The following is a 20,950-nucleotide window of genomic DNA, read 5'->3' as shown; positions in this document are numbered from 1 at the left end:
TCTTCTAATCGATCGTTTCCTGCAGGTGGGCCGCCCCGGCGGGCGTCAATTGATAACCGCCGGGCAACTGCTCCACTATCCCCGCCAACTCCAGCTCCAGCAACTGCGCCATCAGGGGGCCCGTATCCTCACCGGTATCCCGCGCCAATTGCTCCAGCGTGCGGAGATCCCCGCCCAATGCTTCCACCAGACGCCGCTGCCGTGTTTCCAGAATTCCGCCGCCAGGTTCATGCGCGTCAGCCGGCGGCTGAGCCAGAAGGCCACCCAGTTGCTGGACGATATCCATACTGGTCTCGACCAACGCCGCGCCTTCCTTGATTAATTTGTGGCAGCCGCGAGCCAACGGATTGTGGATTGAGCCCGGGATGGCGAACACTTCTCGGTTCTGCTCCAGGGCCAGTTGTGCTGTGATCAGAGAACCTGAGCGCAGCGCGGCCTCCACCACTAATACCCCCAGGGATAAGCCAGCGATAATGCGATTGCGCCGCGGGAAATTGCTCGCTTCCGGGGCACTGCCCATGGGCTGTTCACTGACGATGGCTCCACCGCCAGCAACAATGTCCTCCGCCAGTGGCTGGTTACGGCGCGGGTAGAGCCTGTCCACACCGCTGCCGAGCACCGCCAGGGTTACACCCCCGGCTTTGAGCGCGCCGAGATGCGCCGCGGCGTCCACCCCGAGCGCAAGGCCGGAGGTAACCGCAAAACCGCTGCCGGCCAGCTCGGTGGCAAAAGCGCGGGCGTTGTCCAGTCCGCTGCGGCTGGCCCGCCGGGCCCCCACCACCGCAATCTGCGGCAGCTGCAAGGCCTCAACGGCACCGCGCACATAGAGCAGCGGCGGCGGGCGGGAGATTTCCGCCAATAGGCGCGGATAGTCGTCTTCGCTGTGGGACAACAGCCGCACCCCGGCGGCAGCACAGCGTTCTTGTTCCGCATACGCCCAGGCGACCTGCGCGCTGTGCTCACCGAGCCTTGCCAACTCGCGCCATTGGCCTTGAACCCGTTCGGGGAAACGATTGGGAGGGAATTCGGAGAGAGATTGCAGCGCCCCGACCGGGTCGCCGAAATGTTCGATCAGTTGCCAGTAGCGGCCGGGGCCCAAACCCTCCAGCCGCAACAGCGCCAAGGTAGCAGTCAACGCATCCATGCGAATTGGCTTCTCGTGCTTTTGCGTGTGGGCGGCAGCCCCAAGTGGCGGTGCCGCCGCACGCAAGGCAGTGCGCGTGGAACGCCTTTAGGGGTTGCGCACCAGATCCATAACTTCCAAGGGCCGGTCCGCTTCGAGCACCAGCGCCAGACTCATCTTCTCGAAGGTGCGGAATACCATCATCACGCCAGCGTACTCGTCCGGCAACTTCACAGTATCGCGCTCGATACGGTCGCGAACCGTAGCGCCCTGCTTGTAAATAGACAGCACATGGCCGGGTTGCAGCCCTTCGCGCTCGCCGCGATTCACCACGACCACATCGTACTTGCCGATCTGGGTTACACCTTCGTCCACACCGAGGATGTAGCCGTCCACAGGCACCGCCGGCGCACCGGGCTGGAACAGGGCCGCGATAGAGCGCTCCTCCACCGGTAACAACCGGTCTTCCAGGCGAATCTCGCGGGCCGTACGTGTAACTTGCATCGTGGCCACGGCAAAGTTTTCGCGGTGATCCGGGTCCAGCTGGAACAGGTCAGCGGAACCCACGTCCAGTGCCTGGCGGCCGAGTATCTCGCCGGTGACCGGGTCCGCGTAGACGGGACCGGGGCGATAGATACCGTAGGAGGCCAGCGGCTCACGGAAATCGCCGCGGGCGTAAATCCTTTCACCGGCCCCCATCAAAATGCGTTGATCGGCACCGGAGATTACATAGGGCGCGCCTTTGAAGGCATCCGGTGCGACAATACGGGTGCGGGAAAGGAAAGCGTTGATAGCGTCCAGCGGAATCGCCGGTATTGCGTCCGCCAGGGGTTCGCGACGCACCTGCGGGTGCAAACTGTTCGTTCCGGCCGCCGGGCTCAGTTTGTAGCCACGCGGTCCCCGCTCCAGGTGCAACTGGGGCTGGCCCTCCACATAGACGAGGCGCAGCCGGTCGCCGGGATAGATCAAATGCGGGTTTTCCACCTGGGGGTTAACCTGCCAGATTTCCGGCCATTGCCAGGGCTCGGCGAGGAAGCGGCCGGAGATATCCCAAAGCGTGTCCCCCTCCTGTACCACATAAACATCCGGGTGGTCCGGGTTGAGGCGCACCTGGTCCTGCGCCTGAATGCCAAAGGCCACCGCCAGCAACAGGGCCGTGGCCGCCAGAATAATTTTTCTCATTGAAGCATTCCTATGCTCTTTATCGCTATAATCTTACGGCGCCAGGCCACCGCCCCGGTGGTTTAGCGGCAAATATCGAGCGCGATCATTATGTTATCAGCGCAAGTTCCATGAATACTAGAAGTTTGTCACGGTGTTATGGCCAAACTTGAGATCCTCGAATTTCCCGATCCGCGCCTGCGCCAAGTCGCAAAACCGGTCGAAAAAGTAACCGACGAGCTGCGCCGACTGGTGGACGACATGTTCGAAACCATGTACGCCGCCCCCGGTGTCGGCCTGGCCGCAACCCAGGTAAACGTCCATCAGCGTATCGTGGTGATCGATGTTTCCGAAGATCAAAACGAACCGCTGGTGTTTATCAACCCGGAAATCGAGGTGCTCGACGAGGAGATACACCAGTACGATGAGGGCTGCCTGTCGGTGCCCGGCTTTTATGAAACGGTGGAGCGGCCGCGCAAGGTGCGCGTCAAGGCCCTGGACCGCAATGGCGAGACCTTCGCTCTGGAGGCTGAGGGCCTGCTGGCGGTATGCGTGCAACACGAAGTGGACCACCTGGACGGCAAACTGTTTGTCGACTACCTGTCGCCGCTGAAACGCAACCGCATCCGCTCCAAACTGGAAAAAGCCCACCGCAGACGCGCCTGAAGACCTTCTGAATTGATTCGCCGCCGGGGGACCCCGGCGGCCCTTCCACAGCGGAACCCATGACGCAACCATTGAATATTGTTTTCGCCGGCACACCGGAGTTTGCCGCCGTACACTTACAGACACTGCTCGACAGCCAGCACAGGGTAATCGCCGCCTACACCCAGCCGGACAGGCCCGCCGGGCGCGGAAAAAAGCCGCAGGCCAGCCCGGTCAAACAGCTGGCACAGCAGCACGAAATTCCCGTTTACCAGCCCCAGAGCCTGCGCGATGAAGCGGCACAGGCAGAGTTGGCCGCACTGAATGCCGACCTGATGGTAGTGGTCGCTTATGGCCTGATACTGCCGCAGGCGGTACTGGATACACCGCGCCTGGGCTGCGTTAATGTGCACGCCTCCCTATTGCCGCGCTGGCGCGGCGCCGCCCCCATACAGCGCGCCATTGAGGCCGGCGATGCGGTCAGCGGCGTATCCATTATGCAGATGGAAGCGGGCCTGGACACGGGCCCCGTACTGGTGGAAAAGCGCTGCCCGATCACCCCGGCCGATACCGGTGGCAGCTTGCACGACAAACTGGCAGGTCTGGGTGGGCCGGCCCTGCTGGAAGCCCTCGAACAACTGGCTGCCGGCACCGCAGTACCGCGAATCCAGGACGACACCAAGGCCAACTACGCCGCCAAAATCAGCAAGGAAGAAGCGCGCATCGACTGGCTCCGCCCAGCGGAGGAGCTGGACCGGCAAATTCGCGCCTTCAACCCTTTCCCCGTCTGCTGGACCACCTGTAGCGATGCAAAAGGGAAGCAGCGGTTGCGCATTTACAAGGCGCAACTGGAGCGCGGCTGCCACCGCGACATCCCCGGCACCATCCTCTCCGCCGACGCCGAGGGCATACTGGTTGCCTGCGGCCGCGAGGCGCTACGGCTGCAGCTGCTGCAACTGCCAGGCAAAAAAGCCCTGCCAGCAGAAGAGATACTCAAAGGCTACCGGGCGCTCTTCGCACCCGGTGTGCGGCTGGGTGAATAAATGACTGCCGATGTCCGCGCCCAGGCGGCGCGAGTGCTGGCGGCCCTGTTTGCGGACCAGGGCTCCCTGGCAAAACAGTTGCCGCTGGTCGAAGGCAAGGTGCGTGAACGCGACCGGGCGCTGCTGCGTGAACTCTGCTACGGCAGCGCGCGCACCGCGCCGCGGCTGCAGTTGCTGGCGCAGAAGCTGCTGCGCAGGCGGCCGGCGGATAGGGAAATTGAGGCACTGCTGTTACTCGGCCTCTATCAGCTGGAGTACACCCGCATTCCCGACCACGCCGCCATCTCAGCCACAGTTAATGCCGCCCGCGAACTGGGGCTGGATCGCGCCACCGGTCTTATCAATGGTGTACTGCGCGCCTATCAGCGCAGCCGCGAACAGCTACAACGGAAACTATCCGGTAACCCACAGTTCAGTTCCGCGCATCCGGACTGGCTGTGGCGGCGCATAAAAGCCGCCTGGCCCGATCGGGCCGGGGAGATTTTCCGCGCCAACAACGCCAGCCCGCCGATGACGCTGCGGGTCAACAGCGGCAAGATTTCCCGCAATGACTATCTGCACCAATTGCAGGCGGCCGGTATATCCGCCACCCCCTGCGACATCTCGCCGGTGGGCATCACGCTCGCCCAGCCCCGTGCAGTGGATCAATTGCCCGGCTTCAATGAGGGTCTGGTCAGCGTACAGGACGAATCGGCGCAGCTGGCGGCACAACTGCTCCAACCCGCGGCGGGCGAGCGGATTCTGGACGCCTGTGCGGCGCCCGGCGGCAAAAGCTGCCATCTGCTGGAACAGCAGCCATCGATTGCGCTGAGCGCGCTTGACATAGATGAAGAGCGCCTGGACCGCGTGCGGGAAAATCTGTGCAGAACCCGCCTCGCGGCGGAACTGATCTGTGCCGATGCCACCGAACCCGCGGCCTGGTGGGACGGACAGCTCTTCGATCGCATTTTGCTCGACGCCCCCTGCTCCGCCACCGGCGTCATCCGCCGCAATCCGGATATCAAACTGCTGCGCCGCGAAGCGGATATCGCCGAACTGGCGGATCTTCAGGCCAGAATCCTGCGGGCAATGTGGCCACTGCTCAAACCCGGCGGCAGCCTGCTCTACGCTACCTGCTCGATACTGCCGGCGGAGAACGCCGAGGTGGTGGCAGGCTTCGTTGCGGAGGCGGAGGATGCGAGCGACAATACGCCGCACACGCTGAATGGCGCGCTCTGGGGCGAACCCCAAATCGCGGGTGTGCAGCGGTTTCCGCAGCCGGACGGTGGCGACGGTTTCTACTACGCTCTGCTGAGCAAAGCCGAATAACAGCGGCCCGAACCGCGAACTTCGACAGTCTATGAAAATTATCATTCTCGGCGCCGGCCAAGTGGGCGGCTCACTGGCAGAAAGCCTCGCCTCCGAGCGCAACGATATAGTGCTGGTGGACAGCGACGAGAAAACCCTGCGGGAGTTGCGCGACCGCCTGGATATCGGCGTCGTGATCGGCCATGCCGCCCACCCGAATATTCTGCTGGAAGCGGGGATAGAAGACGCCGACATTCTGGTGGCGGTAACCAACAACGACGAAACCAACATGGTCGCCTGCCAGATCGCCCACTCCCTGTTCCGGGTGCCCACCAAGATCGCCCGGGTGCGCGCCGGCGCCTACCTGCAGCACCCCCAGCTGTTCGACACCCAGTCTATTCCCATCGATGTCTTGATCAGCCCGGAGCACCTAGTGTCCGAGTATGTCGCGCGCCTGATTGAGCACCCGGGCGCACTGCAAGTGCTGGATTTCGCCGATGGCCGGGTGCAACTGGTGGCGGTACGAGCGGTAAAAGGCGGTCCGCTGGTGGGCCGCCAGTTGCGCTACCTGCGCGAGCATATGCCCAAGGTGGACACCCGCGTGGCCGCCATCTACCGCCGCAACACCCCGATCATTCCCCAGGGCGACACAGTGATCGAAGCCGGCGACGAGGTGTTCTTTATCGCCGCGCGCGCCAATATCCGCGCAGTCATGAGCGAACTGCGCCGCCTGGAACACGGCTATAAACGCGTCACCATCGCCGGAGGAGGCAATATCGGCCTGCGCTTGGCGCACAAACTGGAAAACCGCTACGCGGTAAAAATCATTGAGCAGAGCCACGAGCGGTGCGTTTTTCTGTCAGAGGAACTCTCCCATACCATCGTGCTGAACGGCAGCGCCTCGGACCAGGATCTGCTGCTGGAAGAAAACATTGAAGACACGGATGTTTTCCTTGCGGTAACCAACGACGACGAGGCCAACATCATGTCCTCTCTGCTGGCCAAACGCCTGGGTGCGCGCAAGGTGATGACCCTGATCAATAACCGCGCCTACGTCGACTTGGTGCAGGGAGGGGAAATCGATATCGCCATATCGCCGCAGCAAAACACTATTGGCAGCCTGCTCACCCATGTCCGCCGCGGCGACATGGTCAACGTGCACTCGCTGCGCCGCGGCGCTGCCGAGGCAATAGAGGTCATCGCCCATGGCGACAAACGTACCTCCAAGGTGGTGGGCAGAAAGATCGAGGATATCGACTTGCCCGAGGGCGCCTCAATCGGCGCCATAGTGCGGGAAACGGAACAGGGCAGCGAAGTGCTGATCGCCCACGACGACGTAGTGGTGGAGACGAATGACCACGTCATTGTCTTTTTGGTGGACCGCCGACAAACACGCCATGTGGAACAATTATTCCAGGTGGGCTTCAGTTTCTTTTAACTGCGGATGCGGGCGGAAAAAGGCGATCTACCCGTTTTCAGGACAGACAACAGGCTGAATAGCGCCGATGCGGATAGCGGTAATAACGCGAGTTTTCGGAATCCTTCTGACGGTATTCAGCCTGACGCTGTTGCCGCCAATTGCCGTGTCTCTCTGGTACGACGACGGCACCCATACGGCCTTCGGCGCCGCTTTTGTGATTACGCTGATCACCGGTCTGTTTTTGTGGCTGCCGGTACACGATCTGCACCAGGAACTGCGCACCCGCGACGGCTTTGTGGTGACCTCCCTCTTCTGGCTGGTACTGGGCAGTTTCGGTGCCCTGCCCCTAATCATCAGCCCGCAGCCGGCTCTGGGGATCACGGACTCCATTTTCGAATCCATCTCCGGACTGACGACCACCGGCGCCACTGTCATTACCGGCTTGGACAACCTGCCACCGGCCATTCTCTATTACCGCCAGCAATTGCAGTGGTTCGGCGGTATCGGCGTGATCGTGATCGCCCTGGCCATTCTACCCATGCTGGGCATCGGCGGCATGCAGTTGTACAAGGCGGAAATCCCAGGCCCAGTGAAAGACACCAAGCTGACCCCGCGCATCGCCGAGACAGCCCGTGCACTGTTCGTTATTTACATCACCCTGACGTTACTGTGTGGCCTGGGCTACTGGTGGGCGGGCATGACGGTATTCGACGCGGTGGCCCACGCTTTTTCCACCGTGGCCAACGGCGGCTTTTCGACCCACGACGACAGCATGGGGTTCTACGCCAACAACCACGCGATCATGACCATCTGCATCCTGTTCATGTTCACCGCCGCGATCAACTTTGGCCTGCACTTCTTCGCCTTCCGCAACCGAAGCCTGACGCACTACTGGCGCGACTCGGAATTCCGCTTTTATGCGACTCTCACTGTCTCCGCCGGGCTGCTAATCAGCTGCTATCTCTGGTTCTTGGGGATGTTCTCTCCGGGCAGCAGTTTTCTGCACGGATTTTTCCAGGTGGTCTCCATCGGCACCACCGCTGGTTTCGCGTCGGAAAATTTTACCGCCTGGCCCGCCTTCCTTCCCTATTTTTTATTGTTGCTCGGTATTATGGGCGCCTGCGCCGGCTCTACCTCCGGAGGCATCAAGGCGGTGCGGGTCATGCTGATCATGAAATCCGGCCTGCGGGAACTGAACCGTTTGGTGCACTCCAATGCGGTGGTACCGATCAAGGTAAACCGTAAACTGGTGCCCGAGCGGGTCACCGACGCCGTGTGGGGTTTCTTCGCCGTTTATATTCTCTCTTTCTTTGTACTGACAATTATCGTTATGGCCACCGGTGAAGACTTCGTCACCTCGTTTTCTACCGTTGCTTCTTGTCTCAGCAATATCGGCCCCGCCCTGGGGGAAGCGGCCAGTCATTACGGATCAGTGAATGAAGTGGCCAAGTGGTTTCTGATTCTGGCGATGCTGATGGGGCGACTGGAAATCTTTACTCTTCTGGTACTGCTCACCCCAGCGTTCTGGCGCCACTGATCCTCTCCACTCAGCGCAAGTGGTACGCTGCTTCTGTGGTAAAAAATTTAAATATCTGCCACAGTAAAGCTCGGCTAGAAATCACTAATAATAAGCAAAGCATTAATGAGCAAAAACACTCGCGAGTTGCTCGGTCAACTGAGTATTGACCGGGACGCGCCTTCCGAAACTGCCTTGCCCGCACGACAGCGCGCGATTGCCGCCGCTGTCGGTGCGCTCGGCGGCCTGCTGCTGGGCGCTTTGGCGGTATCGGTAATACAAGGAGAGGGGAAGGCACCACAGCCAGCCATCGCAGCCGCAGTAAAAAAAACCACTGCGCACGAAATTGCTCCCCCAGCCATCCGGGAACGGGAGACAGTCCTCAACGCTTCCGGCTATATCACAGCGCGCCGCATTGCCACCGTGTCCTCCGAAGTGATGGGTCTGATCTCGAGTGTGGATGTAGAGGAAGGAATGTATGTGACCGAGGGCCAGGTGCTGGCCCGTCTGGACGACAGTAAGGCGAAGGTGAATCTGGCCTTTGCCCAGGCCCAGGTGAAGGTGCTTCAGGCGCGCCAGGCCAGCATTATCGCCAACCTGGAAGAGGCGCGACGCCAGCGCATCCGCTATGCCGGTCTGCGCGACAAGGACTATTCCAGCCAGGCCGAACTGACCCGGAGCGAGGCCACCGTGGCGAGTCTTCAGGCGGACCTGGCCAGCGCGCGCGCCGATATAGAAGTGGCCAAAATCGAGGTGGAACGCCAGAGAGAGCACCTAGAAGACCACACGATTCGCGCACCCTTTTCAGGGGTTGTTACACAAAAGAATGCTCAACCCGGTGAAATCGTCGCGCCCAGTTCCGCTGGCGGCGGCTTCACCCGTACCGGTATTTGCACCATTGTGGATATGAACTCCCTGGAAATCGAAGTAGATGTAAACGAGGCCTTTATTGGCAGGGTATCGCCGGGGCAGAAAGTTATCGCCAATCTGGATGCCTATCCGGACTGGGATATTCCCGCTACCGTCGTCGCGATCATTCCCACCGCCGATCGCGCCAAGGCCACAGTGCGCGTGCGCATCGGCATAGACGGAAAGGATGCACGAATTCTGCCTGATATGGGGGTAAAAGTGGCTTTTCTGAGTACCGGCGAATCACTGGGAAACCTCTGATTAAGATGCTGCACAATGCGGCAGATACACATTGAGGTCAGATGAGAATCTCACCACAGATTTCGCGAGTATTAATCAGTGCTTCTCTAGCGGGAAATACTTATACGAAATGAAAATTCAATAAATAGCCGAGGGGCCAATCAATGCCACAGGATGTATTGTTCCAGTTAAAAGGTGTCAGTAAGTGTTTCGTCAAAGGTAAAGAAAAAATCACTATATTTGAGGATCTCGATCTGACCATCAACCGGGGTGATTTCATCGCCATTATGGGCCCTTCGGGTTCCGGCAAAACCACCTTGTTGAATATGCTCGGTGGAGTTGACCAGCCCAGTGCCGGCGAAATCTGGTTCGACGGCGCGCGGGTGGACAATCTCAGCGAAGGCGCCCTGACCCGCTGGCGCGCCCGCAACATCGGCTTTATTTTTCAGTTCTACAACCTGATGCCGATGCTGAACGCTGCGCGCAATGTGGAACTGCCCCTGCTACTGACAAAACTGTCGAGGGCCCAGCGCAAAAAACATGTGGAGACCGCATTGGCGCTTGTGGGTCTTTCCGACCGCGCCAAGCATATGCCCGGTGAAATGTCCGGCGGACAGCAACAGCGGGTGGCTATCGCCCGCGCTATTGTTTCTGACCCCCAATTATTGCTGTGCGACGAACCCACCGGCGACCTGGATCGCACCACCGCCGACGAGGTTCTGGAGATGCTGCAGCTATTGAATCGTGAGCACGGAAAAACCATCGTCATGGTCACTCACGACCCCGCCGCCGCCAAATACGCCAAGCAGACACTCCATCTGGACAAAGGCAAATTCGTACAAAGGGAATTGGTGGCATGAGTGACTTCTATTTAATTTACAAAAACATGACGAGGAAGCCGCTGCGGCTTTTTCTTACCTGCTTTTCCATCTTTATCGCGTTTCTGATTTTCGGCACCATAATTACTTTTAAAAGTGCATTGGATGCGGGTGTGGAAATGTCCGCAGACAATCGCCTGGTCGTATTTAACCGCATCAATTTCACAGTCCCCTTACCGGAAAGTTACTTCCACAAAGTCGCTGCCGTCGAAGGGGTGCGGGATGTAACACACCTCAACTGGTTCGGCGGCTACTATCAGGAGCCGGCAAATATCATCAGTGTGATGGCCGTGGAACCGGAATCCTATCTCGACGTCTATTCGGATCAACTGGTGCCACCGGAACAACGCGAGGCTTGGCTGCGCAACCGCCAGGGTATATTGGTGGGGCAGAAGCTTGCGGAAATGTATGGTTGGAAAATCGGCGACCGGGTGCCCATCTCCTCCAATATTTTTTCCCACAGAGACGGCGGTCAGACCTGGGATTTCGTTGTCGAGGGGATATTTCACAATGCCGATGCGCAAGCGGACACTCGCATGGCGGTATTCCACTACAAATACTTTCAGGAGACAGCCACTTTCGGTGGCGACACCATAGGCTGGCTGACACTGACCACGGAAGATGCTTCTTTGAATGAGCAGGTGGCGAAAACTATTGATGCCATGTTTGCCAACTCACCTTACGAGACAGATACAAGCACCGAAAAAGCGTTCAGTAAGGCATTTATTGAACAGATCGGCAATATCGGGCTGATTATATTCGGCGTGGTATTTATGGCATTTTTCACCATTCTCGTAGTAGTGGGCAATACCATGGCACTGGCCATTCGCGAACGCACTGGCGAGATCGCGGTTCTCAAGACACTGGGATTTTCCAGCCCGAGAATATTCCGCATGGTGTTGTCGGAATCCCTCCTCATCGCTCTGCTCGGCGGCCTCTCCGGCCTGGCGATGGCTTACTTTCTGCTCGAAGGCATCAAATCCACCATGGGCCAGTTCCTGCCGAATCTGATCATGGACGGCAAAATTGTTATTCAAGCGGTCGGCTATATGTTGTTGCTGGGGATTGTCACCGGCCTGCTCCCAGCGCTCAATGCGCTGCGCCTGAATATCGTCACGGCATTTAACAGGGGGTAAAGAAATGGGCTCTCTTTTTTCACAAATTGTCACCGTGACCGCAATGAATATCCGCAGCCTGCCGCGTCGCTTGTGGATGTCCCTGGCAATGGTGCTAGCCTCGGCGGTGGTGGTGGCGGTACTTTTGGCCTTTCTGGCTATGGCCAAGGGATTCGAGGCAACCATGGAAGGCGCCGGATCGGACCGCGTGGCGATTTTAATGCGCGAGGGCGCGGCGGCGGAGTTGAACAGTGTGCTCACCCGCGAGCAGGTCAATCTGGTGGCCGAGTCTGCAGGTATCGCCCGCGACGCACAGGGCCCGCTCATTTCACCGGAGCTCTATGTCATCGTTGACGGCATCAAAAAAGCCAGTGGCACAGAAGCCAATATTCCACTGCGCGGCCTGAACGCCAAGGGCATGGCCATGCGGGAAAATATGCATCTGCTGGAGGGGCGCATGTTCACTCCGGGCACCAACGAGATGATCGTCGGTGCCGGTGTGCTGAGGGAATTTGACGGCTTTGAGATCGGCAAGGAAGTACGCTTCGGAAAAAATGTATGGACAGTGGTCGGTATTTTCTCCACCGGCGGCAATGTGTTTGAAAGCGAGCTGTGGGCAGATGCGGCAATGGTCCAGGCCCACTACAACCGCGGCAGCAGCTACCAGACGATCCGCGTGCAACTGCAAACCCCCGGCGATCTCGCGCCGCTGCGGGAAACCATAGAGCGTGAGCCGCGCCTGAATCTGGATATCCAGACAGAGCGCGACTATTTCGCCAATCAGGGGGAACAGTTGCGGTATATGGCCATCTTCGGGCGTGTAATTAGCTTTGTGATGGCTCTGGGGGCACTCGCCGGTGCGCTGAACACCATGTACACATCGGTGGCGGACCGGGCGAAAGAAATCGCCACCCTGCGCGCCCTCGGCTTCGGCAATTTTTCCGCCTTCTGCGGTACCGTCGCCGAGGCGCTGGTACTTGCCGCGGCCGGCGGTCTGCTGGGCTCTCTGGCTGCCTTTCTGTTTTTCGACGGCCTCAGCACTTCCACATTGGGCGGCAGTTTTACCCAGGTGGTGTTCAGCTTCGAAGTGTCTCCGGACCTGTTTATGCAGGGCGCAGCTCTGGCCCTGTTTATCGGTTTCGTCAGCGGTTTCTTCCCCGCCTGGCGCGCCGCGCGGGTACCGGTGGTGGTCGCATTCCGCAACGGCGCGTGATTGTGCCTCAAAAGGCTGGAGTGCCCGCGGGCACTCCGGTCAGCGCCGATTTTTCTGATAGATGCGACTCTTGCCTTCCGGCTGCTTGCGGAACCGCTTGTACTCCCACTGATACTGCTCCGGTGCCTCGGCGATACAGGCCTCAACACCGCGGTTCATGGCCGCCAGTGACACCTTCTGCTCATCGCTGTAAATCGCCTGCTCCGCAGGCAGGAACACCAGTTCGAAGCCACCCTCAACCCGCTTGCCAAACCCAAACACGCAGCGGCAGCCGGTGCGTTGCAGTAGGTTGTAAGCCAGCGTCATAGTAAGTGCCGGCCTACCGAAAAAGGGCGCGAAATCACCGCCCATATCCGGCTCCTGGTCCGGTAATACCATGACGATATTGCCGGCCTTCAATGCCTTCAGCAGCGCGCGTACGCCGTGCACGTTGGTGGGTACCATGTTGGTACCTGTGGCCTCGCGCCCACTGCGGATGATCGGGTCCAGCGCGGCGATTTTCGGCGGTGCGTAGAGGGCTGTGGAAGGGCCGAGGGTGGCCAGATACATGCCGAAGATTTCCCAGTTGCCGGTGTGTGGCATGAGTACCAAGACACCGCGGCCCTCTTCCACACCATCACACAACAACTGTTGATTGCGCACCCGCACTATATGGTCTTCGCTACGACTCCATGGCTGACGCCAGATTGTCGCCACCTCGAACCCGGTCATGGCTGTATGCAGGACACTGTTCCGCGCCAGCTGCTCCCTCTGGTCGGGGTCCATGGCCGGGTAGCACAGCTGCAGATTGATACGGCTGACGCGCAGACTATCGCTGCGGCTGAGAATTGCCAGGCGGCCAAACAGGCGGCCGAGCCGGCGCGACCAGCGCAGCGGCAATCTGCCAACCAGTTTGAGTGCAGCCACCGCCAAGCGGCTCTTAATATCCAATGCGACTACTTCTCCATTCGGACTCGTGTTCAGTATGGCCACCGGCTACCCGCCGCGCAGCCGCAGCGCTTTCAGCGCGCAACCTGCTGCCGCTATAATTGCGTCCCTTTGCCCCCAGTCAGCGAACACAAGCACTTACTGATCCGGAGATAGCGGTGTCCAAGCAATACGACCTCAGCACCTTCCAGGGCTTAATATTTGCCCTGCAAGATTACTGGGCGCGCCAAGGGTGCGTCATTCTACAGCCTCTGGATATGGAAGTGGGCGCCGGCACCTTCCATCCGGCCACCTTCCTGCGCGCGGTGGGGCCCGAGACCTGGAACGCCGCCTATGTGCAGCCCTGCCGGCGTCCCACCGACGGCCGCTACGGCGAAAACCCCAACCGGCTTCAGCACTACTACCAGTACCAGGTAGTGATGAAGCCCTCCCCGGACAATATCCAGGAGCTGTACCTGGACAGCCTGCGCGCCCTGGGCATCGACCCTGCCGTGCACGATATCCGTTTTGTCGAGGACAACTGGGAATCCCCCACCCTGGGAGCCTGGGGACTCGGCTGGGAAGTGTGGCTCAACGGCATGGAGGTGACCCAGTTCACCTATTTCCAACAGGTGGGCGGCCTCGAATGTTTCCCAGTCACCGGAGAGATCACCTACGGCCTGGAGCGCATCGCCATGTACCTGCAGGGCGTGGAGTCCATTTACGACCTGGTGTGGACCCGCAGCCCCGACGGCAGCCCGGTCAGTTACGGCGATGTTTTCCACCAGAACGAGGTGGAAATGTCCCACTACAACTTCGAGCAGGCAGACGTGGAGTTCCTGTTTGCCACCTTCGACCACTGCGAGCGTGAGAGCGGCCGCCTGATCGAGCAGGGCCTTCCGCTGCCGGCCTATGAACAGGTTATGAAAGCCTCCCACGCGTTCAATTTGCTGGATGCCCGCCAGGCTATCTCTGTTACCGAACGCCAGCGCTACATTCTGCGCGTGCGCACCCTGGCCCGGTCAGTGGCCCAGGCATACTACGACGCACGCAAGGCCCTCGGTTTCCCGCTGGCCGCGGAGGCGCTTCGCAAAGAAATACTGGCGGAAGAAGTCGCAGAAGAGGAGAAGCAGTAATGGCGCGGGAATTTTTGGTAGAACTGGGCACGGAAGAGCTGCCGCCGAAAGCGCTGCGCAAGCTGATGGACGCTTTTGCCGAAGGCGTCACCGAGGGGCTGAAAGCCGCCGAACTGGATTTTGGCGCGGTAAAAGCTTACGCCGCACCCCGACGATTGGCGGTGACCGTTTCCGAGCTGGCGGAAAAACAACGGGACAAGCAGATACAAAAACTCGGTCCTGCCGTGGCCGCCGCTTTTGATAAAGAAGGCAAGCCCAGCAAAGCCGCCGAGGGCTTTGCGCGCAGCAACGGGGTAAGCGTTGAGCAATTGAGCCGTATCGACACCGATAAAGGCGAACGACTGGCCTTTGTTAGTGAGCAGAAAGGTGCCGACACCGCGACCCTGCTTGGGGACATTGTCAACCAGGCACTAGCCAAGCTGCCGATACCCAAACGCATGCGCTGGGGCGCGCGCCGGGCCGAATTCGTGCGTCCAGTGCACTGGCTGCTGATGCTGTTCGGCGACCAAGTGGTGGACTGCGAAGTTCTGGGACTCAAAGCCGGCAACACCACCCGCGGCCACCGTTTCCACTGCAACCGCGAACTTGAAGTCGCGTCCGCCAGTGATTATGTGCGGCAATTGCGCGACCCCGGTTACGTGGTTGTGGATTTCGCCGAGCGGCGCGAAATCATCCGCGAACAGGTGATGGCCGAAGCCAACAACGTCAACGGCGTGGCTGTCATCGATGAGGATCTACTGGACGAAGTCACCGCTCTGGTGGAATGGCCCGTCGCCCTCACCGGTCGCTTCGAGGAACGCTTCCTGGAAGTACCTGCGGAGGCACTGATCTCGTCCATGAAAGAACACCAGAAATACTTCCACGTGGTGGATCAGGACGGCCAGCTGCTGCCCTTCTTTATCACCGTATCCAATATCGAAAGCCGCGATCCGGCCCAGGTGATTCACGGCAACGAGCGGGTGATACGCCCGCGCCTGGCTGACGCCGCTTTCTTCTTCGAAACCGACAAAAAGACCAGCCTCGAATCCCGCCGCGAGAAGTTGAAGAAAATTGTCTTCCAGCAGCACTTGGGCAGTGTCTATGACAAGACGGAGCGGGTTGCGGCGCTGGCTCGCGCCATCGCCGAAAAGACCGGCGCCAACGCTGACCTCGCCGAGCGCGCCGGCCTGCTGTGCAAATCCGATCTGGTCACCGAAATGGTGTTCGAGTTCCCCGACCTGCAGGGTATTGCCGGTTACTACTACGCGGAAAATGACGGCGAGCCGCTGGATGTGGCCAAGGCCATGTACGAGCAGTACATGCCCAAGTTCGCCGGCGACGAGCTGCCGCGCAGCGAAACGGGTACCCTGATTGCCCTGGCGGACCGGCTCGATACACTGGTGGGTATTTTCGGTATCGGGCAACCGCCCAGCGGCTCCCGCGATCCCTTCGCGCTGCGCCGCGCCAGCTTGGGTGTGATCCGCCTGCTGGTGGAAAAGAAGCTGGACCTGGATTTGCGTGATTTGCTGGAGCAGGCCCGCGACCAATACCCGCGCACCGCACTGGGCGAATACAACACCGTTGTCGAGCAAACGCTCACTTACGTTCTCGAGCGCTTCCGCGCCCGCTACGAAGATCAGGGTATCGCCGCAGAAGTCTTTATGTCCGTGGCCGCCCGCAAACTTTCTCGCCCGCTGGATATCGATAACCGCGTGCACGCGGTACATGCCTTCAGCCAACTCCCAGAGGCAGAAGCACTGGCCGCGGCTAACAAACGGGTGTCCAATATCCTCGCCAAATTCGAGGGATCTGTTCCCAGTGAAGTGAACGAGCAGCTGCTGCAAGAGGACGCGGAAAAAGCCCTCTACGCAGAGGTGCAGACGGCGCGCACCGAAGTGGAACCGCTGTACAAAGCAGCAATGTTCGCCGAGGGCTTGGCCGGTCTCGCCGGACTGCGTGAAACCGTCGACAACTTCTTCGATCACGTAATGGTAATGACCGACGACGAAGCACTGCGCAACAACCGCTTGGCATTACTGGCACAGTTGCAATCTCTCTTCCTCGAAGTGGCGGACATCTCTCTGTTGGTACCAGCGAAATAGTAAAAAAATCACTTGCTGCAGAACGAAAGTACCAAGTTTTACAGCAACGGATGTTACGACCCTGAATTACGTCTCGGTAATTAGAAATAGTTATCCAGGGAACCTCTGATGAATTCATCAGAGGTTCCCTGGGTTCTAAAAACGCAGGGAGTTCGAAGGGCTCTTACACAGCGAATAAAAATGTCAGAAATTTCGCTTAAAGCCGCACATCATGTGAAACCTCATATACTGGAAATCGAGTTTTCAGATGGTCATAAGCAGCTTGTCGATTTTGCGACATTTATTTTTTCGATGGAGCACCCCGACTACGAAAAATATAAGTCCGAATCAAACTTTCGAACTTTTAAAATCGTCGATGGAAACCTGAATTGAGACGATTACACGGTGATTTTTCCAGTCGAAGACCTGTATAAAAACAACCTGCTAAAGAACAAATAGCGGCCCGGTATTCTCTCCAACAGAGCGAAAAAGAATTTCATGGCAATCATCGTGCTGGACAGGGATGGAGTCATCAACTATGACTCCGATGCCCACATCAAATCCGCTGACGAGTGGACCCCTCTGCCCGGCAGTATCGAAGCCATGGCCGAATTGAGCCGCGCAGGGCACCAGCTGGTGATTGCCACCAACCAGAGCGGCCTGGCACTGGGCCTGTTTGACCTGGACGACCTGGAAGCGATGCACGCAAAAATGCGCGCGCTGGTGGAGGATGCCGGCGGCGAGATCGCAGCCATTTTCTACTGCCCTCACAGCCCCGAAGATAACTGTCGCTGCCGCAAGCCCGAACCCGGATTGCTCGATGCGATAGAAGCGGAGTTCGACACCAGTCTGCACGGCTGTTACCTGGTCGGCGACCAGCTTAAAGATTTACACACGGCCCTCACGAAAGGGTGCAGGCCCGTACTGGTGAGAACAGGGGCCGGTGAGGGGACGCTGCGACAACTCCTGCAGCAGCCCGACGAGCGGCTGGCAGATACCGCTGTATTCGACAACTTGGCCCAGTTCGCGCAATTCCTGCTCGGCACTTCTCCCTCCGGAGCACAATAAAACAATTGTCGCGCCAATCGATTGAATTGCGCCGTTCCCTCCTTTAAAAGCAAGTTTCAGGAAATTTCAATCCGCCAATTCGCGCACCATCAGTAGCGGATTACCCGCGGAGGAAGGGTTGAAGGATCTGACCCGCAGTACCGCCATTCCCTGCCCGGGAGAGCGGCGGAAAGTCCCGCCTTTCAATCGCTTCCTGTCCTGAAAAAAATCAATCACGAAGGGACATCAAAAAATGAAGATAATAAGAAGTTCACTGCTGCTTGCCGGCATACTGCTGTCTTTCGGCAGTATGGCAGAAACAGATCCAAAGACGTTGAAGCCGGATATCCGCCGGGACCACAAGGTATACATCGTCCAGTTGGCGGATAAGCCACTGGTGGCCTACGAAGGCCACATTCCCGGACTGGCGGCTACCAAACCAAACGCCAATGCAAAACTGAACCCCCAAAGCAGCCAGTACCGCCATTACGCCGACTTCCTCCGCGCTCGGCGCGATACGGTACTGGCCTCTGTGCCGGGGGCGCGCAAGGTACACGAATATCAGGTGGCCTTTAACGGGTTCGCTGCTCTGATGAGCAGCAAAGACGCCGAAGCGCTGCGGGCACGCAAGGATGTGCTCGGTGTCTGGGAGGATAAACTGCTCAAACCCCAGACGGATTCAACGCGGGATTTCCTCGGTCTCACCGGCTTCTTCGGGCCCTGGCTCTGGGGCGTCACCGGCGAGGATATCGTGATCGGCGTAATCGACAGCGGCGTCCACCGAGAACATCCGAGCCTAGCGGATACGCCCACACCGCGGCGCGGCAACCGTGGCCGCGCGGTCCCCTACGGGCCAGTGCCGGATCACTTTGTCGGTGAAGGCTGCGATTTCGGCAATTCGGAATTCAACCCGGCGGACGCCCCCTTCGAGTGCAACCGCAAGCTGATTAAAGCGGAGTCATATTCCGACGCTTTCCTGACGGTGAATACACTGGCGGACTATGAGTTTCTCTCCGCTCGGGATGCCGGCGGCCACGGCACCCACACCGCCACTACCGCCGGCGGCAACTACGGTGTCGAAGGTCCCACCGGCGGCATCCTCAGTGGTATGGCCCCCCGCGCTCGTATCGCCGTGTACAAGGTGTGCTGGGATGCGCCCAATCCCGACGACAGCGGCTGCTTCTCCTCCGACTCCATGGCCGCTATCGATCAGGCGGTAGCCGACGGCGTGGATGTCATCAACTTCTCTGTCGGGGGCAGCAGTACCACCTTCAATGGCCCCGACGACATCGCCTTTTTATACGCCGCCGATGCGGGTGTGTTTGTATCCGTATCCGCCGGCAATCGGGGTCCGGATTCCGAGACCGTCGGTACACCATCCGGCGTGCCCTGGGTAACCGCGGTGGCCGCCATGGAAGACGATCAGAGTTTCGGCACCGGACTGCGGCTGGACGCGCCGGCAGACATCGCCGCAACCTATGAAGGGCTGGAGGGCGGCGGCCCGGTTTCCCTGGCCGACGTTGGCGCTATTTCCGCCAATGTAGTGACTACCGAACCCCAGGATGCCTGCGGGCCACTGACTAACAGTGACGCCATCGACGGGCAGATCGCGTTGGTAATCCGCGGCGGCTGTGCCTTTACCGACAAGTACAATAACGCTGCCGCCGCCGGTGCCCGCGCCATCGTCGTGTACAACGACGGCACCGGGCCCGATCGCATGGACCCCATCGTCATGTCGGCCCCGGATACCACCATTCCCGGCATTATGATTCGCCACTCGGACGGTGCGCTGATCGCCGCCAGCAGCGACAGCGCCGGTACCCTCAGCCCGGAGATCCAGGTATCGCGGGTCGACCGCATTGCCGGATTCTCCTCGCGCGGTGCCAATGGCGGCGCCCCGGATATTATCAAACCGGATGTGGCCGCACCCGGGGTCGGCATCATCGCCGGAACCTCCCCGGTTTCCAGCGGCGGCAATTTGTTCGCCGCCATGAACGGTACTTCCATGGCCAGCCCCCACGTGGCGGGGGTAATGGCACTGCTGAAGCAGGTACACCCGGACTGGACGCCGGCCATGGCCAAATCGGCTTTGATGACCACCGCGCGCAGTGGCCTGCGCAAATCCTTTGGTTCCGAAGCGGCGGATCCATTCGATATAGGCAGCGGTGCCATCAGTCCGTCCGACGCCTTTACTCCCGGCCTGGTATACGACGCGAGTCTGCCGGATTACTTCGCCTTTCTCTGTGGCGCTGAAAAGCAGCCCCAATTGGTGGATGGCACCACCTGCAGCGAACTGGAAGCCCTTGGATACTCCACAGACTCCAGTGACCTAAACCTTGCTTCCATTGGTGTCGCGGAGCTTGCCGGCAGCCAGACAATTACCCGCAGGGTGACCAGTGTGGCACCGGGACGCCAGTGGTATTGGGTTTCCGTGGACGCGCCCGAGGGGGTCAATGTCCATGTCCAGCCCCGGGTATTGCGCCTCAAGCGGGGCGAGAGTGCCACTTATCGGGTGACTTTTACCGCCACCGATGCCGCCAGCCTCGGCGAGTGGACCTTCGGCTCCCTCACCTGGCATTCCCTGGGTAACCGCTATCAAGTGCGCAGCCCCATCGCCCTGCGCCCGGTGCCCATCACCGCGCCAGAATCTGTCATTGGTAGCGGAAGTGAGGGCTCACTCAGTTTCGATGTACAGTTCGGTTACAGCGGCAATTACCAAGTACAGATCAGCGGCTTGGCCGAAGGTATCGCCTATCCCGGCGCTGTAGAGGATGGTGACAACGACCTGATTTTCTTCGAGATACCCGAAGGCACGGAGCTGTCCCGAATAGCTTTGTTTGATGCGGATGTGGGTGCCGGGGACGGTTCCGACGACCTGGATCTGCAAGTCTACGGTCCGGCACCCGACTTCCCGCTGGTAGGCAGCAGTGGCACGCCAACTTCCGCAGAAACGGTGACGCTGCGCAATCCGGAGCCGGGACAGTACGCGGCGTTCGTGGTCGATTACGCCTCCGCCGCCGGTCCAACACCCTACACGCTGTTCAATTTCAACCTGAAGGGCGACGCTGGCAATGCGCTTTTGAGCGCACCCACCGCGGCAGACGTCGGCAGACGTAGCAGTGTGTCTCTCGATTGGATGGGGCTGGCGCCCGGTGGCCGTGCACTGGGATTACTCCGCCACGGTGATGGGGAACAAACCTTTGCCGAGACGGAAGTGATGATCAATACCCAGTGATTTTCAGGGCACCCCG

General features: G+C 59.5%; 17 protein-coding genes. 14 read left to right on the top strand and 3 right to left on the bottom strand.

The genetic code is table 11. The features are described from left to right. Window positions 1-4: 4 nt before the first annotated feature. Window positions 5-1,144: a DNA-processing protein DprA gene (gene dprA / locus BM155_RS06685; RefSeq protein WP_067149860.1), complete on the bottom strand. Its 1,140-nt coding sequence runs from the start codon at window positions 1,142-1,144 to the stop codon at window positions 5-7. Between the two features lie 87 nt (window positions 1,145-1,231). Then, window positions 1,232-2,305, bottom strand: a complete 1,074-nt coding sequence (locus BM155_RS06680) for a LysM peptidoglycan-binding domain-containing protein (RefSeq protein WP_067149856.1) — start codon at window positions 2,303-2,305, stop codon at window positions 1,232-1,234. Window positions 2,306-2,443: 138 nt separating this feature from the next. On the opposite strand from BM155_RS06680, the gene def reads away from it, so the two are divergent. From def to BM155_RS06635, 9 genes are all read left to right on the top strand, one after another. Beyond that, a complete protein-coding gene (gene def / locus BM155_RS06675; RefSeq protein ID WP_067149852.1) occupies window positions 2,444-2,950 on the top strand; it encodes a peptide deformylase in 507 nt (168 codons plus the stop codon). Between the two features lie 59 nt (window positions 2,951-3,009). Then, window positions 3,010-3,972, top strand: coding sequence for a methionyl-tRNA formyltransferase (fmt, locus tag BM155_RS06670; protein ID WP_067149850.1), 963 nt, complete (start codon window positions 3,010-3,012; stop codon window positions 3,970-3,972). Continuing rightward, window positions 3,973-5,280 carry a 16S rRNA (cytosine(967)-C(5))-methyltransferase RsmB gene (rsmB, locus tag BM155_RS06665; protein WP_074901861.1) on the top strand — a complete coding sequence of 436 codons (1,308 nt, stop codon included), beginning with the start codon at window positions 3,973-3,975 and terminating at the stop codon, window positions 5,278-5,280. It abuts the gene before it with no gap. A 31-nt stretch (window positions 5,281-5,311) separates the two neighbouring features. Beyond that, the gene (gene trkA / locus BM155_RS06660; RefSeq protein ID WP_067149844.1) at window positions 5,312-6,697 is read left to right on the top strand and encodes a Trk system potassium transporter TrkA; all 1,386 of its coding nucleotides are present in this window, start codon (window positions 5,312-5,314) and stop codon (window positions 6,695-6,697) included. Window positions 6,698-6,764: 67 nt separating this feature from the next. Further along, complete coding sequence (locus BM155_RS06655) at window positions 6,765-8,216, top strand: TrkH family potassium uptake protein (protein WP_067149841.1); 1,452 nt, start codon at window positions 6,765-6,767, stop codon at window positions 8,214-8,216. A gap of 105 nt (window positions 8,217-8,321) precedes the next feature. Then, window positions 8,322-9,365, top strand: coding sequence for an efflux RND transporter periplasmic adaptor subunit (locus BM155_RS06650; RefSeq protein ID WP_074901858.1), 1,044 nt, complete (start codon window positions 8,322-8,324; stop codon window positions 9,363-9,365). Between the two features lie 143 nt (window positions 9,366-9,508). After that, the gene (locus BM155_RS06645) at window positions 9,509-10,204 is read left to right on the top strand and encodes an ABC transporter ATP-binding protein (RefSeq protein ID WP_074901855.1); all 696 of its coding nucleotides are present in this window, start codon (window positions 9,509-9,511) and stop codon (window positions 10,202-10,204) included. Further along, on the top strand, window positions 10,201-11,358 hold the full coding sequence (locus tag BM155_RS06640) for an ABC transporter permease (RefSeq protein WP_074901852.1): 1,158 nt from the start codon (window positions 10,201-10,203) through the stop codon (window positions 11,356-11,358). The genes BM155_RS06645 and BM155_RS06640 overlap by 4 nt, the downstream gene beginning before the upstream one ends. 4 nt (window positions 11,359-11,362) lie before the next feature. Next, window positions 11,363-12,550 (top strand): ABC transporter permease, encoded by a 1,188-nt coding sequence (locus BM155_RS06635; RefSeq protein ID WP_074901849.1) that lies wholly within the window; start codon window positions 11,363-11,365, stop codon window positions 12,548-12,550. A 39-nt stretch (window positions 12,551-12,589) separates the two neighbouring features. Here BM155_RS06635 and BM155_RS06630 read toward each other — a convergent pair whose 3' ends face one another. Beyond that, window positions 12,590-13,480, bottom strand: a complete 891-nt coding sequence (locus tag BM155_RS06630; protein WP_067149826.1) for a lysophospholipid acyltransferase family protein — start codon at window positions 13,478-13,480, stop codon at window positions 12,590-12,592. Between the two features lie 155 nt (window positions 13,481-13,635). On the opposite strand from BM155_RS06630, the gene glyQ reads away from it, so the two are divergent. The 5 genes from glyQ to BM155_RS06605 all read left to right on the top strand — a co-directional run bounded on the left by glyQ (window position 13,636) and on the right by BM155_RS06605 (window position 20,934). Further along, on the top strand, window positions 13,636-14,592 hold the full coding sequence (gene glyQ, locus BM155_RS06625; protein ID WP_067149823.1) for a glycine--tRNA ligase subunit alpha: 957 nt from the start codon (window positions 13,636-13,638) through the stop codon (window positions 14,590-14,592). Next, window positions 14,592-16,673, top strand: coding sequence for a glycine--tRNA ligase subunit beta (glyS, locus tag BM155_RS06620; protein WP_067149821.1), 2,082 nt, complete (start codon window positions 14,592-14,594; stop codon window positions 16,671-16,673). The genes glyQ and glyS overlap by 1 nt, the downstream gene beginning before the upstream one ends. Window positions 16,674-16,781: 108 nt before the next feature. Next, on the top strand, window positions 16,782-17,045 hold the full coding sequence (locus BM155_RS06615) for a DUF2442 domain-containing protein (protein WP_197463016.1): 264 nt from the start codon (window positions 16,782-16,784) through the stop codon (window positions 17,043-17,045). Window positions 17,046-17,150: 105 nt separating this feature from the next. Continuing rightward, window positions 17,151-17,720 (top strand): D-glycero-beta-D-manno-heptose 1,7-bisphosphate 7-phosphatase, encoded by a 570-nt coding sequence (gene gmhB / locus BM155_RS06610; RefSeq protein WP_074901846.1) that lies wholly within the window; start codon window positions 17,151-17,153, stop codon window positions 17,718-17,720. Between the two features lie 232 nt (window positions 17,721-17,952). Beyond that, a complete protein-coding gene (locus BM155_RS06605) occupies window positions 17,953-20,934 on the top strand; it encodes a S8 family serine peptidase (protein ID WP_074901843.1) in 2,982 nt (993 codons plus the stop codon). The last annotated feature ends 16 nt before the right edge of the window (window positions 20,935-20,950 follow it).

The sequence above is a fragment of the Microbulbifer thermotolerans genome (genome assembly GCF_900112305.1).
Classification (GTDB): domain Bacteria; phylum Pseudomonadota; class Gammaproteobacteria; order Pseudomonadales; family Cellvibrionaceae; genus Microbulbifer; species Microbulbifer thermotolerans.
This window is presented reverse-complemented; position numbering and strand designations above follow the sequence as displayed.